The sequence below is a fragment of the Dorea sp. BIOML-A1 genome (assembly GCF_009875615.1).
Taxonomy (GTDB): Bacteria; Bacillota; Clostridia; order Lachnospirales; family Lachnospiraceae; genus Dorea_A; species Dorea_A amylophila.
Genome location: NZ_WWSA01000010.1, coordinates 13,303 through 29,912, shown reverse-complemented (window position 1 = coordinate 29,912; position 16,610 = coordinate 13,303). Strand labels below are relative to the sequence as shown.

Below are 16,610 nucleotides of genomic sequence, written 5' to 3'. Positions count from 1 at the left end.
CTCTATGCTCCTATACTGCAAAGGAGATTCCCGTTTTAGGAATCCCCCCTATCATTATCCATGCGTCTTCAAACTCTATGCAAGTTTTATCATGCATTTCCTAAACCAAATCATATTTCACTATATCTATTTTAGCTGCGCCTTCAGCAAAGAATGAAATTCCTTTTGCCTCTTGTTCTGTAAATATGACAGCCGACATAACCTGCTCGCCATCATTGATAAATATTTCTACGCTAAATCTATCCAAAACCACACGAAGCTTTAATTCATCGGCATCTCCATTTACCAGACATCTTCTCTGATGAACCAATGCTCGTTCGCTTCCTGAAAATTTTCTGTCAATTTTCAGGACAGACTCATCCGGGCGGAAGCACAATTCTGTATGAAACCTCTCATTCTGTGCAAAACGTAATGCGAATTTCTTATAGCCATTTTCTTTATCTTCCGGACGTATCACAAGTTCCATATCTATCGTTCGTCCTTCGATTTTATCTAATGAGATCGCATCATTATTTATTACTACATTATTGTACTCAACTCTGTTTTTACGCATTGCATCAAGTTCTTTAATCGGCGTTTGATAAAGTCTTCCGTTTTTCACAGATAATTCTCTCGGCAGACTCATTTGTGCAAACCACTTCGAATCATTATCACGATGAGCCAGTGTGTCCCAGTTCTGCATCCAGCCAATCATAATTCTGCGGCCGTCCGATGCTTTCACCGTCTGCATTGCATAAAAATCAATTCCATAATCCACAGACTGCGTAAACTGCTCTTTTAAGGTATATGTATCCTTGTCCATTTCTCCTATGATACATAAAGTGCCGTTTCCGTTATGATATTCCAAGCCTTCCGGCAACATATCCTGCGGACTTGTCAGGAGAACGTGTTTTCCATCCAGTTCAAAGAAATCCGGACATTCCCACATTTTTCCAAAACGTTTCTTATTTTCTGCAAGGATGCTGACAAATTCCCAGTCAAATCCATTCTCACTTCTGTAAAGAAGAATCTGTCCGCTTCCATCTGCCGGTCTGCTTCCGATCACACAATAGAAGTTTCCATCTTTTCCTTTCCAGATTTTTGGATCACGGAAATCTACTTTACTTGCACCTTCCGGAAGATCCTTTTCTGTTAAAACCGGATTCTTCTCATATTTCACATAATCTCTTCCGTCTCCGACAGCTACCGCCTGTGTCTGTATATCTCTTTTACTTCCATCTTCTAATGTTTCATGATCTACAGCTGTATACATAAGCAATTGTCTACCGTCATCCAACTCTATTGCACTTCCCGAAAAACATCCACCCTTATCGTATTCTTCATCTGGTGCAAGAGCTGCTGGAAGATATTTCCAATGTAATAAGTCTTTACTTACCACATGCCCCCAATGCATACTGTCCCAGTGTGTATCATATGGATAATACTGATAAAATAAATGGTATTCACCCTGATAATACGAAAATCCATTCGGATCATTCATCCATCCGACATATGGACTCACATGAAAAGCCGGTCTGTCTTCTGCTTTTATCTGCTTTCCTTGTTCTTCTTCATATTTTCTAGCCTTTTCTAACATCTCACTCATGCAAATTCTCCTGTTGTTCGTATCGTTATTTTTCTTCGCTCACTGACTTCTGATATTGATCAAAGTATTTCTGTTTAATTGAAAGATAATTGGATAAACATATTTGCTGTTCATATCCTGTAGATAAGTTTCATGCACTTCTTCCTCCATTCCTCTATTAACCCTTCGCGTATAACCGGTTACGTAACCGGTTACTTTATAGTTCGATAATACTATATCCATCTCTTTCTGTCAACACTTTTGTGTATTAAATTAACCAGTTACGTAATCGGTTATTTTAGCATTGCGTTTTTTCATGAGAATTGTTATACCAAAAGATATTACAGGTAACTTTTGCAGATATTGCCGAATACACACATTTTTCAAAAACTACCATATCAAGATACTTCAATCATCCCGATTCTCCGATTGCCAAAACTGCCATGGATCTTCTGGTCCGGCAGATGGATGAACAGAAAAAGCGTGTTCCCTGCTCCCAGTTTTACGATAGAATTCTGCAGGATCGCCTCGTTTTCCGGATCTGTGTAAGCAGTTGCCTCATCAAGGATTACAACTACACTCCATAATAATCTTCTCACATCTGTTATATCCAAGCTGCGAGCTGTTCAGACACAACGTATAATTACTTGCCTTTCCCCATTTCTGATCGGTATAAAAATTATAATTCGTCATACGCCTTTTATCCGTATCTGCCATCATTTTGACAGCTTCCTTTTCTCCTACATTATATAAGTCCATAATACGCTGTGTTTTTTCCGGCATATCCCCATGGATAAATACGTTCAATACATCATCCCGATCCTTCAGGATATAATCTGCATTTCTTCCGATAATTACACAAGATTCCCTATCAGCCAGTTCTAAAATAACCTTTCTCTGCGCCTCATACACCATGTCTTCTATGGATTTTCCTGTGATATCACGTCCGGCAAATGCATATGCAAATAATCCTTTCTTCGGAGATAATTCTGCACTTTCCCGGACATATTCAGGAGATAAACCAGACTTCTCTGCAATCTCATTAATGATATTTTTATCATAATAAGTAATCCCAAGTTTCTTCGCTGTTTCTTCTCCGATAAAACGTCCGCCACTTCCAAATTCTCTGCTGATTGTAATGATTCTTTTTTCCATCTCTGATTCCCCCTTAATTCAAAACATCAACTTTATTTTTACTGATTCTCTTCAAAAACACATATCCTACAAAGCATGAAATAATTTCAGTAATTGGAAATGCCCACCAGATCAGCGAAACTGTCATCTCACCATTTCTGACAAACACGGAAAAAATTCCAGCCAGCGGCAGAATAATAATAAACTGTCTCAGAAGCGAAATAACCAGTGATTCCACGCCACCATTCAATGCCTGATAAATGCCCTGATAAGCAATATTGATTCCGGCAAACAAGAAGCTTACTGAGATTATCCTCATTGCTCCGATAAAATATTCTCTGGACGCCCCTGCATTAAACAGCGTTGCAAATCCCCCTGGAAAAATCTCTGTAATTACAATTCCCAGAATCATTAATATAACCGTATAGAGCAGACCATATTTGATTCCATCCTGAATTCTCTTTTTGCTTCTCATTCCATAAGCAAATGCAATGATCGGAGTGATCGCATCTCGCAGACCGAAAGCAAGAAACAGTACAAACTGCTGAACTTTATAAAATAATCCATAAGCTGTCTGTGCTGACGGATTGAATTTCAGAATCAGATTCATTACATAAACCATAATGGACATCAGTGCCTGTGCAATGATTGCCGGAAGTCCGATTGTATAGATTTCTTTTATAACACCAACATCCGGCTTCATGTATTTCGCCCCATGCTCGAATTCCTTATTTAATTTGATATGAAAAATGAGCAGTAATGCCGCGGATGCTACCTGACCAATTACAGTTGCATAAGCCGCTCCTTTCACTCCCATTTCCGGGCAGGGACCAATACCATAGATCATGATCGGATCAAGAATGATATTTACAACTGCGCCAACCACCTGTCCAATCGTGGAATAAAGAGAACGTCCTGTTGCCTGCAATAACTTTTCAAATAAAGAAAAGAAAATAATACCAAATGAAATCACGCAGCATATCCTCAGATAGCTGACTCCCATCTCCAATACTTCTGCATCTACTGTCTGCGATGAAATATATGCTTTCACCCCAAAGATACCAAACAATAAGCAGACCACATAAATGATCATGCCAAGAAACAGGCTGTTTCCTGCTACCTTTGCAGCTTTTTTACTGTTCCCCTGTCCAAGTGTCCTTGCAAGAAGTGCATTGGTTCCTACACCGGTTCCGATCCCCACTGCCACCATAAGCATCTGAACCGGAAATACCAGTGTCAAAGCATTTAGTGCTGCTTCACTGCCTACTCTCATATTTCCCACAAACGCACTGTCTACTATGTTATAGACTGCCTGCAATGCCATGGATAAGATCATCGGGATTCCCATCTGGACCATCAACTTATTCACCGGCATCTCCTTCATCTTGTTGCTTTCCGCCATTTCGTTTAAACTCCTTTCTTTTTGACACAAAAAAAGTGCGTACCCTGTCATATAAGCTGGACTTACGCTGACACGCTACACACTTTTTCTTGGCGATATTTACTTTTTGCAAAATAAAAAACGAGTAGCCGGTAAACTGGATTTACGCTTACTTGCTACTCGTTTCTTGTAATTATATTACCTCTTTTTCAAAAAGTCAAACACCAGGACAACCGGAATAATCTTTTTTCCGGTCTTTAATGCCAGATTCACCGGGCCGTCATAGAGTGGTTTTATCAATCTGTTTAAATCATAATTGTGCGAACCCTCCGGGAATATCAGAATGCTTTGTGTCTGAATCCTTATAATTGTTAAAACTCTTTCTTTTTCATAACTCTCATACTGTACTTATACGAAGCAAACCATACAATCAGACTTAATACAATCAGTGCAATCGCGATTCCAAAATCGCCTGTTTCTCCTATCATATACGAAATACTTTCTTTTAATCCCGAGTTAGCCCTCACAAAAGATCCAATTATATAACAACTTGCAAAAACAATTAAAACTGCAATTGGCAGTGCAAATCGTCCTTTCTCTCCTACAAACCTTAACCGAATTGCAATCACAATCCCCGCAATCGCCTGAAACACAAAAATTGTGATCAGCTCCATTGCCAACATTTCCAAATCAAAAACTTCTCCCGGCTTTATGAATACAGCAATTCCTGCACAGATTACTCCAATCCCCCATCCAAACACTGTCATAATAAAGGAAAACATGTATTTTTCTCTGACATATATTTTTTTGTTTACAGGTAAAGAAAATAAATACGTGTAGCCATGTTCATTTTCATCATAACTGATCGTATTCCCTGAATATACTGCCATAACGGATGGAATATACATTGCAATGAAGGTAGCTCCTGTTTTTCCCGTTAGTATAAAGAATAATGCCATAAACGCCAACATCAGAAAAAGATTGCTGCCTTGCCGGAAAAACAACCGAAAATCCTTTTCCAGCAGTCCTCTGATTCCTTTCATTATCTCTCGCCTCCTGTCAACATAAGAATCACCTGATCAAGTGAGCCGCTCTCCACTACGATCTCCGGATAATTTTCTATATAATACTGCTTCTCGTTCGTCAGGCAGGAAATTCCAAAGTTCTCTTTTTTCTCTTTCAAAATGTAACTTTTATCCACTGCCTGATATTGCGCCTCACTGACTTTCAACACCGCATATTTTTCAAGAATCGTATCCATCTCTTCATGAAGTACAATCTTTCCTTTATGAATCACATAGATGTCATCACACAAATGCTCCAGATCCGAAGAAATATGTGAACTGATCAGGATGCTTCTCTCCGGCTCTTCTTCCATATATTCTCTTAAAATGTCCAGCATCGCTTCCCTTGCTCCGACATCAAGTCCTGCTGTCGGCTCATCCATCATTAGAAATTCTGCCTGGTGTGTCAATGCAATGATCAGATTCAATTTTGCTTTCGTACCTGTTGAATACTCTTTTATAAATTTATTCAACGGAATCTGATATCTGTCACACATCAGATGGAATTTTTCTGCTTCAAATCTTGGATACAATCTTGCCAGAACTGCCTCAACATCTTTCCCTTTCAAATAACCGCTGAATCCGGCTTCTGCCAGAACAACTCCCAACTCTTCTTTCTCTTTTTCACCTAACTGTTCCGGTGTTTTTCCCATGATCTTTATCTCGCCGCCATCATAAGAAATAAGTCCGAGCATTGCTTTGAATAAGGTACTCTTACCGGCTCCGTTCTCTCCGACCAGACCAGTAATTCTTCCTTTTTCTACATTTAATGAACAGTCTAACTGAAATTCGCCGTAGCTTTTCTTAACCCCTTTGATTTCTAACATAAGTATTCATCCTCCATGATGAGTTCAAATAATGAACGAATCTCTTCCTCTTTCATTCCGCAGCGCCTTCCCTTCTGGATCGCTGCTTCCAGATCTGTCTCAACTTCTTTTCTGCGTTCTTCTTCCATCAGCTGTGTATTGGATGCCGCAACATAAGTTCCCTTCCCATGAACCGTGACTGTCATGCCTTCCGCTTCCAGATTGTCATATGCTTTCTTCACAGTAAGTGCACTGATCTTCAGTTCCTTTGCCATCGTTCTCACGGACGGCAATATATCATTTTCTTTTAATTCTCCGGAGATAATCTGTGCTTTGATCTGCTCCATAATTTGTTCATAGATTGGTACCATCGACGAATTATTGATTATAATCTTCATATGTTTCCTCCTGTTGTAAACAGTATATAACAGCATAGCACTGTTGTCAACTGTTATATACTGTTTATCTTTTTTTCTGTTGCAAAATACGAGGGGTTTACATTTCCAGAATATGTACCGGCTAATTGGGAAAAGGTCATGCCTGTATAATATTTTATCCCCTTCCCAGATGCATGACACCTGAGAGGGGGATAAAATCTTTTGATATCTGTACCGATACGCCCTTTTGTTATTTATTTTTTCTTCTTATAACCGTCACACTGATCACAGCTGCTGCTGCAATTGCTGCCAGTGCATAAAGCATCGGTCTTGCTTCGTCTCCTGTGACTGCTGCTATCTGGTTTTTCAGCTTATTTAACGGTGTCTTTTTTTCTGATTCATGTCCCTTTCCAGTGCCCGGTGTTCCTTTATTCGGATCTTTATCCTTATCTGGATTTTTTCCCGGATCTTTATCCTTACCCGGGTCTTTGCTTTCGCCGCCGCTGGTATCTTCTGCTGTCTCAATGATCAGTGTCGTATCCTCGCAGACTTCTTCCAGAGTCAGATATCCGTCCTGGAACTGTTCCGTAACATCTTCCCCGTTCAGAAGAATCCTTGAAACCTTCCATCCTTCTTCCGGTGTGATCCGTATCTTCGGCTCGGCAAAACGATCCACAACAAAGTTATCTATGTTGCCTTCTATCTGATCTTCTTCCCCTTCTATCACTACATCTGTGTGACTTTTTTCCACACGGATATTATGGGAGTCCGGCACGGTTGTACTGATGGTGCTCTGGGAATTCGATGAGTTTCCTGCATCTGCTGCCAGAACGGACATGGTCGTAAAAAACATTGCTGCGATTGCAGCCAGCATAGTCATCACTGTCACAAACACTGCCGTTGTAACGCGGACAGTCTTTTTATCCACAATGATATCCATATTTTCTGTCTTTTTCCTCATATGCACGCCCCCTTACTCACTTTTGTCCACGTATGATATAGTAAATGTTACCGTATCTGCGTACTCTCCGGCCGCCGCCTTCTTCCAGTCTTCTTTTTTAATCGCGATAGTAAGAGGTGTCTCTTCCCCGGCTTTTGTATACTGCGCTGATGTAAATGGCCGGCTTCCCGCCTCATCCTGCGCCAAAATCTGATAAGGAATCACTGCCTTTGAATTGTTGGAATTCTTTAAGTTAAGATCAGATAGCAATGACACCTGGATACATTTTCCATCCTCAATCTGCGCCTGCTCTACTACAATATTCCCGTAAGAGGTTTCTGTCTCATTAAACTGCATGCTTGTATCTACCGGAATCGTCACCTGGTAAGCCGGGTCCACATGATAACTGACTGTCGCACTTCCCGCCGTCTGGGTGGTGGCTGCATAGATTGGATTTTCTGCACATATTAACAGCACTGGAGTCAGTAGTGCGAAAAGAATTCCTGTTCTTATACTTCTCTTTTTCATCGTTCTCCCTCCCGTTACTGTGCAATGATTGTCGTCTCTACATTTGCTCCGTTCATGGCGGAACCATCGGTGAGTGATGCGGTCGTAATCTTGATGGTCGCCGGATATTCTCCCGCTGCAAGTGCCTTCTCTAATGTCACCTCTGTAATCGCCTTCCCCGGTTCCACCATCTTCGATGTGTAAATCGTCTCATCTGTGTCGTTAAGCACGATTTCAAATGTAAAGTAACATGGGTTTCCTTCCGGATTCATCAGGTTCATCTGCACGTCTTTTTTGTCTGCCTCGATCGTAATGGACGGATAGCCCGGTATCCGGATTCCTGTCGGCTTTTCCCCGGTATCGTCTGCCGTCTGGGTCTTCGCATTTGAATCCAGATCCGGCTTAAATGCCGAATCTGAACCTCCTTTTAATTTCATGAAATAAATCAGTCCCGCAATGATGACCGCACACAGACAGATGATAATGACAATAAATATTTTATTTTTTCCTGTATGTTCTTTCATCTGTTTCCTCCTACTCAAATGTAATATCTACATTCAGATTGCTGAGATCATATCGATCCGGTCCTACTCCATGTGCATCAAATTCCAGCGTCAGACTGTCCACATCAATCTTGCTTCCGGTCGTAAGTGTATATTCACAGGTAATCGTTTTACCGTTTTTCTTCTTCAGATCCTCCGTATTTTTCTTCCACTCTGTGTGATCCTTATTATCGGATTTCGTATGGTAGGAAATTCTCAGATCTGAATAACCATCTTTTACCATTTTAATCTTGTAACTAATCCTAATCCTCATCTTTGAATAATTCTGATGTACTGCATTATAGGAAATATTCTTCATATTCAAATGATATCTTGCCGGATCCAGTCCACTGTCTCCGGTTGTCTTTACAGAAGTCTGATTACCGTCTACATAATAAGTAAATCTGGTATACTCATGTTTATCTGTCACACGATATGTATTGCCGGAATTTGATGGTCTGTAAGAATATTTTTGGTTCGCTTTCCAGCTTGCGTATAAGGTAATATTTTTTGCGTCCTGAAGCTGCAGCTCTTTCGTACTCATGTCAAATGCTGTGTTGGCTCCTTCTTTTTTCCAGCCTTTGAACTCCCAGCCGTAACGAGTCGGATCTGACGGGAACTGGTACTTATCACCGTATTTGGTCTTTCTAACTGTCTTCGCTCTTCCGTCACCATAGTCAAATGTAACATTGTACACATTTGCCTCCCATTCCGGATAGAGTGTCACAACGCCTCCATTCACATCGGTCAGCTTCGACACCTTCTGTCGGTCAGAGTAATAAGTCTTCTTGCCCTTCTTATCCACGGTGTACCATCTCTTAAAGGAGTGGCCTTTGCATGTAAATCCGCATTTTGGAAGTGTTACATTTTCCGTGTAATTGACCGTCTTGGCTGCCATGGAACCTTTCGCCTCCGTACCGCTTAAGATAAATGTAATCTGATATGTATTCTCTCTCCAGTTCGCCTTATACTCCCGTTTTTCTATAGAGCCCTGTTTTACAGACACATTGTCACTTACTCCTGTAATTTCGGTTCCACTCCAGCCTGTAAATGTATATCCGGCGCGGACTGGATTTTTCAGTTTAAATACGGTGGTGTCCACGTTGTAAGTCGTCGGATTCTTCTCCCCGGACTTCATGCTTCCGCCATTTAAGTCATAAGTAATCTGGTATGTCTCCCGCTCCCATATTGCTGTGTAAATATGACTTTCGGCCGGCATAGTCGTCGGAAGCTTGTCCACTTTCTTACCATTCTCACTCCAGTACTTGAAAATGTATCCGGTTCTTGTCGGGTCTTTTGGTACACTTATCTTATCACCATAATTTCCTTTGATTGGTGAAACAAACGTTCCTTCTCCTGTCTTGAACTGAAGGGTATATTCCATCTTCAGCCACTGTGCTTTATAAGTCAGATCTTTATCCGGAACCGTCATTTCCACCTCCTCGTCCCAGCCAAGGAACTGGTATCCGGTTCTTGCCGGCGCTTTCGGCACTGTGATATTCGCACCATAGCGTCCGGTCACGACGATCTTACTGTCGTCCCCGCCCTTTTCTGCAGCGAATGTTCCGGAATCTGCGTCAAATGTGACTGTATGTACCTTTCTCTTATAGTAGTACTTCACTGTCGTCTGTCCGTCTCCGGAAATGGTAACTTTCTCCGTCTTTGGTTCCTCGAAGCCTTTATATTTCATGACCTCTGGTGTCACTTCGCTATCCACAGCCGCCCGTGCATGACTGCTTTCTTTCAGCGTATAACCGTCACCTTGTACATTTTGCTGATAATGTTCTACTACATAGTTGACGATGTTTGCTTCCCATTTTGCATAGAGTGTCAGATCCTGATCCGGCATATTCGCTTTGTACTCTTTCGTACATTTTGCATCTGTATACCAGCCTGCAAATGCATAACCGGCTCTTGTCGGCTTCGGTATGGACATTTCATATCTTGCTTCTACCGTCTTATCTGTCTTACCATCGTAGTTCTTAAGCGTCAGCGTATGCACATTTCTTGTGTAACGGTAAATGACTGTTGTTCTTCCATCACCTTCGACTGTCACCTGCTGTTTCTCCGGTGCTGTAAATCCATCAAAGTTCTTTACTTCCGGTGTGACAACCGTATCCGTATCAGCGTTGAAGTTCTCCTGTGCTCCCAGCGAATATCCGTCATCATTGGCATTTTGCAGACAATGCTTGACTGTGTAGTTTACACTCTGCACATCCCATTTTGCATAAATTGTGATGTCACGATCTGGAACCACTCCGTCAAATGCTTTTGTAAACTCTGCGTCTGTATACCAGCCTGCAAATGCATAACCGGCACGATATGGTTTTTCCTCCCATTTCTCACCATATGCAAGTTCTTTTGTCTCGCTGTCATTACCGTTATTGTAATGGATCGTTACCTGATGACGGTCACGCGTATATTTGTAATCTACATACGTAACCTCTCCATCGTCTACCACATCATAGCTAACCGGCTTTGGTGCTGTAAATCCTTCATACGCTTTTACTGCCAGCGTAAGATGTTCTCCTGTTTTAGCTGTGACAGTTTCTGTCTCTGCCAGATCATACTGCTCTGAATTGCCAATAGACTGTTGATAATGTCTCACCTGATAAGTCTTCATTCCGGCTTCCCATTTTGCATAGAGTGTCAGGTCATGTGCCGGCATGGTCGTCTGTACGTACGGCTGTGTCAGTGCTTCGTCCGTGTACCAGCCTGCAAATGCATAGCCTGTCCGCGACGGAGTATTTGTAATATCTGCCTCATAGCGGACTTTTGAAGTCTTGTTATCTTCTCCATTGTTCAGGACATAAGTCAGATTGTAGCTGTTCCGCTTATAGTGATACCAGATATCCGGTCCGCCCCAGCCATTTACCTGTCCTGTTTTGGCCTCCGGTGAAGTAAATCCTTCATATTGTTTTGGCTGCGGAGTCACTTCTGATTCTGTCAGGCCGCTTAATACTTCTTCGTCCGTTAGTCCAAAGTAAGAACCATCTACAGATTCTTTATAATGATAGACAGTATAGCTGCTCATCACCGGTGTCTGTTTTGCATAGAGCGTCAGATCTTTGTCCGGCATGGTTCCATCGAATCGATTCTTGAAATCCTTATCTGTATACCAGCCTTCAAAGAGATATCCTTCCCGGATCGCTACTTCTGTAATTGCCGCACCAAATGGCATTCCGAATCCTTCCATATTATTTTCATCGACCCCGCGGTCTACCAGCTTCAGCTTATGGATATTTCTCGCATACTTGTATTCAATAACTGTGTTGCTGTTTCCGTCCACTGCCACGGTCTGTGTTTCCGGTGAAGTAAAGCCTTCGTAACGCTTCACGTCCGGCGTCACTTTATCTTCCGGATATGCCGCAAAGACTTCCTCTTCATATAAGATATATGAATTTTCTTCCTCAACCGGTTTATCTAAGTCCGGATACTCTTCTTTATCTCCACCCGGATTTTCTTTTTCTGCATCTGGTAATTTTTCCATTAGATGCCGGACTGTATAGTTGACTTTCTGCTTCTCCCATTTTGCATAGACCGTCATATCTTTTGCCGGCATCGTCTGGCCAAATGCGTTCTCACATGCCTCGTCTGTATACCATCCTTCAAATACATAGCCTTTTCTTGTCGGCATCGGTGATGCAATCTTGTCACCATATCTTGCCGTCACTTCTGTCTGGTCTGATTCTCCGCCTTTTGCATCGAAGGTCAGTTTGTACTCATTCAGATCATAGTACACTTTCAGTACAAGACTGCCATCTGCCTTGATCGTTCCCTTCGGCAGTTCACCTTTTAAGTGATAGACTTTCTCGTCAAAATCTGCTGCTTTTGCTGTGACTTCCTCTCCCATCTGTCCGGTCAGAGCTGCAGTCTCACTTAAGCTGTATCCGCTGTTATCCGTATTCTGCACGTAGTATTTCACGGTATAAGTAATGCCTTCCAGTGCTTTCCATTTTGCAATGTAGGTCTTATTCTCAGATGGAACTTTCTTTGGAACCCCAGCGCCTTCTTCGTCCTCCCAGCCAAGGAATTCATATCCCGGTCTGTAGACTGCCGGTGTCGGCATCATGGTTCCATATCGGTAATTTCCGTCTGCGATCACTTCTGTCTCCGTTCCATTCTCCGTCTCTTTTTCGGACTTGAATGTCTGTGTATATTTATTTCTTGCATAATAGTAATTGATGACCAGGCTGCCGTCTGCTTTTACAGTCTCCGTAAGCTGCGGCGGTGTTACAAATCCCGTACGCTCTTTTGGAACCGGGCTTACTTCCTCTTCCGTCCTGCCACTCATTTTGACCGGAGTCTGTGCTTCATAGGTTCCATTTGTTCCTTCTATATAATCTACGACTGTATAACCCACATCGGCTGCTTCCCATTTTGCATAGACAAGTCTGTCTTCTTCCGGCATGGTTTCCGGAATTGTGTATGGAATGGTGAGATCCATGTCCTCATACCAGCCGGCAAATGTGTATCCGAGTCTTACCGGATCTTCCGGCTTCTTGATCTCTGCGTTATATTTTCCGGTAATTGCATCGACGAAAGATCCGCCATTACTCTGGAATGCAATATAGTAACCATCTCGCAGGCGGTCCCAGTGAAGCTTGATCTTTCTTGCACATGGCTTTGTATTAAAGGTACCTTCCTGGTTTTTCCATGTAATGATCATCTCACCGTCCTGCTCCGGCTCATCACCTGGATTTACACGGATAATATTGGTCGCCGGATCATACGTAAACGCACTGTTCGTCATGGAAATGTTGAAATACTTTGTATCATCTTCGTAAATCTTCTCGTAATATTTTCCGTCGTCCAGTCCGGTCTTCATATCCATGTACTGCATCTTGAAATATTCATCCGGGATCTGAACCGACTGAATCTCTCGCTTCATATTAATCTCGGCAACCTTATCCTGGGTATAAGCAAAATCCAGTACATTTTCCAGAACACCTACCTTATAAAGCGGCCACTCATTTTCGTAAAGTGTCGGATTATAGGTAAATGCATTGGACAGTGCCTGTGCCTCGAACTTCACTTCCAGATAAATACCGATTTCCAGATACATAGCTCCCATAGCACGGCTGCTTCGTCCTGCCGATGCCGTATACTTCAATTCGTAGTAGAGGTAACCCCAGACCTGTGCATAACCGCCCACATCCGCCGAGATACCGACACTGGCGATGGACGTTGATAATAATCCCACACGCACCGTCAGTCTCACACCGGCTTTGATGCCAAGAGTTCCCATAGCATATGCCGTAAATTCATACTGCTCCTCTACCAGATCTATCGTATCATTGGTCGCCGTCCGCTCTTTGACCCGTACACAGAAGACATACTCTTTCGCATTCTTATACCAGTACGTCATTCCGATGGAAATGTTCACATTTGCGGAAACAACGAATTCCAGCTTCACCTGAATATCAATGATCAGAAGCACACGGAAATGCTGGTCTACCAGCGGACGCTTGTAGATTTCCACCCAGTCTGCCTCGTCTGCCAGAAGTTCCGAGTACCTCTCTGCCAGAGACTTGGATACGGATATTTCATCTCCGCCACTGACGAGACCTGATGCAGAATTTAGATAATCCTCGCCATTCTCCATCATATTTTTCAGCTCTTCGGTAATCTTGTTGACACCTTTTCGTAATTTCGAACTGGAATCAGATACTGGGTTTCCGGTTTCTGCAGTCTTGAAGTTGACATTCAGTCCGATTCCTGTGTATTCATATAATTCCAGAGATGCCGTTACACGGTAATCTGCAATGTACGGAATAAATCCCCATGTTTTCCACACGGCTGAACCGTCCACATCGATGGATACTCGCACTTCCTGTTCAAATGTCGCCGTGATCATGATCTCGATGTCTGCGCCCCGGTTCACATGAACTGTAATCGGCACGCCGATCTCCAGTGCAAGCCTTAGTCCACTCACATCTCCGTCAAAATGTTTTAGTGTCGTGCCGAGATTTGCTTTTACCGTCGGTACTCCTAATTCCACACGGGAACCGCCTGCGGCTCTTGCCCTTCTCAACTGGCCATAGCCCTGGCTCTGAACCATGATGTCTGCATTCATATCTTCCTTGAGAGATTCCTGAAGCTCCTCAAAAGATTCTGTCTCCATTGCCGCATCGGCAACTCTTTCTGCTACTTCGGATGCAAATCCGCTGTCTACTGCCTGTGTCTCAATATCCTCTTCCAGCGCCTGCACATCGGTATCTTCCAGAAGGTCCTCCCCTTCTACATTTTCCTTTTGGTACACGTCCATAGTCTGGCGCATATCTTCTTCGCTCACAGGCATATAGCTTACTATGTATCTTTCTCCTGATAACAGAACATTCGTAATCTCTCCATAGAGAGACACGGTTCCGCTTCCATTTTCTCCCATTGTACCTGTGTAAAGTGCCAGATAATCGCCCTCATCTACGGTTGTCTCACTGTCCAGATCCATAGCCCGGCTCATAGCATCATCACCAAAGGTCAGGTCGCTGACATTAATCGTTACACTGTTATTATCCGGGTCACCGTCCTGATCTTTGTCCATAGAAAGCGGCAGCACATCCGGCATAAAGAGCACGTCTTCCGGTCTGGAGCCACGATATGTATACTTGTCCCCATCCGCTCCTGTAATCTCGATAAATGACACATCACTGTTGTCACCAGAGGACATATCCATGGTCGGTATCACATCACCGGAATAAATTGCGACCTGGTCGCCGACTTCTAACTGCTTCTTATAAGTAAATGTTCCGGTCGTATCACTGCCTTCTTCGGTCAGGGAACCGTCTGTTCCAATCGTCATTGCCGCGATTGAAACTTCCTCTACTTTCTTTCCATTTACAGTCAGATTGGAAAGCTCTTTCTTATGAATATACTTGATCTCTTTATTTAACTCTACATTTTTGACTTCTTCGCGGTAGACCGTAAAATCATAGACACGGATCGTCGGGTCAAATCCTGTAAAATATAACGCCTTTTCCTGAAGCTCCAGCTTATAGGCTGCCCCCGGTGTCCATCCGTTCGGATTGCTGATCGTAAATGTATGGTCTGCTCCTTCGGTCACATCTACCGTAACCGTTTCGGAAGAATCTGTCACGTTTTTTATCGTGAAATTTTTCCGCACCTGGTCAGGCGTCATGGCAGCACTTGTATCCGTCATCGGAATCGAAAAATCTGCTGCCACATCATTTGCTCTGGCATAAGTCGCCATGGACACCTCTTCCATCGGCTGGTTGTCTGCATAAGAGGCATACAATGTCACATCACTCAGAAGACGGTCCTTACTGTCCACATATCTGGTGCATGCTTCATCGTAACACCAGCCAAGAAATGTACTGGACTTTTTCACCGGTACCGGCAGATCCTTCAGAACGGTTCCTGCCTGGTACTGCTCCTGTGTTACTGTGATCATCTGATCTGCCTGCTGCGGATTCTTCTTCGTGATAGTCCCGCCATTTGTCTCATATGTAATGTTGTACGCTGTATTCTGAAATGCAATGTCAAAAGTCAGGTGATCTGTATAATCACCTGTATAGTTCGGTTTGTCCAGAATGTTGCAGTCATATTCCTGCTGCTTATGGCTCTCATCTTTCGTAAGACTTGCGACAACCGAACCATTTTCCAGTGCCGAACCACTCTGCGGATTTCTCAGTTCATATGCAAGACTATGTAATCCACTCTTTAATTTCCAGTCATTTTCAGACCGGACTGTCACGCTCACATGATCCTTGTCATATAATCCACCTGCATCCGCTTTTATCGTAAGCTTATCCCCATCCGCATTGACCGTCTGTGGAATATCCACATAGTAGTAGCGTTCCGTCCACTTTGCATAGAGGACAACGCTGCCGGAATGATCCGCAGTGCTAAGTGAAGTAACCGGCTCTCCGTTAAACTTCTCATTATCATACCAGCCGGCAAATTCATATCCCGCTTTTGTGATCTGCTCCGCTCCCGGAAGCTCTGTCACCGGCTCATCGTAATTAGACGGAGCCGTGTAACCTTCTGCAAACGTTCCTCCATTTTTCTTATAGTCAATGCCAGATTCCTTCCGCGCATTCGACCCCTGAGACGTTCCTTCCTCCGAATGCATAACCGGATTCTGCGTATTCGCATCTTCAGCAAATGCTGCGACCGGCACTGATGTTGCAAACAGCACCACGCTCAAAATCATACTGACCAGACGTTTCTTCATATGTATTATCCCTCCTCATTTTTTCTCAAAAATAAGTCTCTATACATATTGTATCAAAAAAAATACATTCCTCACATGCCCGTTGAAAGCCCAAAAAGTGC

The 16,610-nt window shown here is 43.0% G+C and carries 11 protein-coding genes; all 11 read right to left on the bottom strand.

Annotated features, from left to right (window positions below; genetic code table 11):
- Positions 1–100 precede the first annotated feature (100 nt).
- Positions 101–1,585, bottom strand: coding sequence for a glycoside hydrolase family 32 protein (locus GT508_RS05840; protein ID WP_161143762.1), 1,485 nt, complete (start codon positions 1,583–1,585; stop codon positions 101–103).
- Positions 1,586–1,962: 377 nt separating this feature from the next.
- Entirely contained in the window at positions 1,963–2,163 is a 201-nt protein-coding gene (locus GT508_RS14410; RefSeq protein WP_117598541.1) for a hypothetical protein, read from the bottom strand.
- Positions 2,126–2,719, bottom strand: coding sequence for a cytidylate kinase-like family protein (locus GT508_RS05835; RefSeq protein WP_138375812.1), 594 nt, complete (start codon positions 2,717–2,719; stop codon positions 2,126–2,128). Before GT508_RS05835 ends, GT508_RS14410 begins: the two co-directional genes overlap by 38 nt.
- Before the next feature lie 13 nt (positions 2,720–2,732).
- Positions 2,733–4,100 carry an MATE family efflux transporter gene (locus GT508_RS05830; protein ID WP_161143761.1) on the bottom strand — a complete coding sequence of 456 codons (1,368 nt, stop codon included), beginning with the start codon at positions 4,098–4,100 and terminating at the stop codon, positions 2,733–2,735.
- A 350-nt stretch (positions 4,101–4,450) separates the two neighbouring features.
- The gene (locus tag GT508_RS05825) at positions 4,451–5,122 is read right to left on the bottom strand and encodes an ABC-2 transporter permease (protein WP_055282737.1); all 672 of its coding nucleotides are present in this window, start codon (positions 5,120–5,122) and stop codon (positions 4,451–4,453) included.
- Positions 5,122–5,970 (bottom strand): ABC transporter ATP-binding protein, encoded by an 849-nt coding sequence (locus GT508_RS05820; protein ID WP_161143760.1) that lies wholly within the window; start codon positions 5,968–5,970, stop codon positions 5,122–5,124. Before GT508_RS05820 ends, GT508_RS05825 begins: the two co-directional genes overlap by 1 nt.
- Entirely contained in the window at positions 5,964–6,347 is a 384-nt protein-coding gene (locus GT508_RS05815; protein WP_028086730.1) for a GntR family transcriptional regulator, read from the bottom strand. The genes GT508_RS05820 and GT508_RS05815 overlap by 7 nt, the downstream gene beginning before the upstream one ends.
- Before the next feature lie 229 nt (positions 6,348–6,576).
- Positions 6,577–7,287 carry a hypothetical protein gene (locus GT508_RS05810; protein WP_161143759.1) on the bottom strand — a complete coding sequence of 237 codons (711 nt, stop codon included), beginning with the start codon at positions 7,285–7,287 and terminating at the stop codon, positions 6,577–6,579.
- Between the two features lie 12 nt (positions 7,288–7,299).
- Positions 7,300–7,794: a hypothetical protein gene (locus GT508_RS05805; RefSeq protein ID WP_117598547.1), complete on the bottom strand. Its 495-nt coding sequence runs from the start codon at positions 7,792–7,794 to the stop codon at positions 7,300–7,302.
- Positions 7,795–7,808: 14 nt separating this feature from the next.
- Positions 7,809–8,297, bottom strand: coding sequence for a hypothetical protein (locus GT508_RS05800; protein ID WP_161143758.1), 489 nt, complete (start codon positions 8,295–8,297; stop codon positions 7,809–7,811).
- Between the two features lie 10 nt (positions 8,298–8,307).
- Positions 8,308–16,509: an InlB B-repeat-containing protein gene (locus tag GT508_RS05795; protein WP_161143757.1), complete on the bottom strand. Its 8,202-nt coding sequence runs from the start codon at positions 16,507–16,509 to the stop codon at positions 8,308–8,310.
- Positions 16,510–16,610 lie beyond the last annotated feature (101 nt).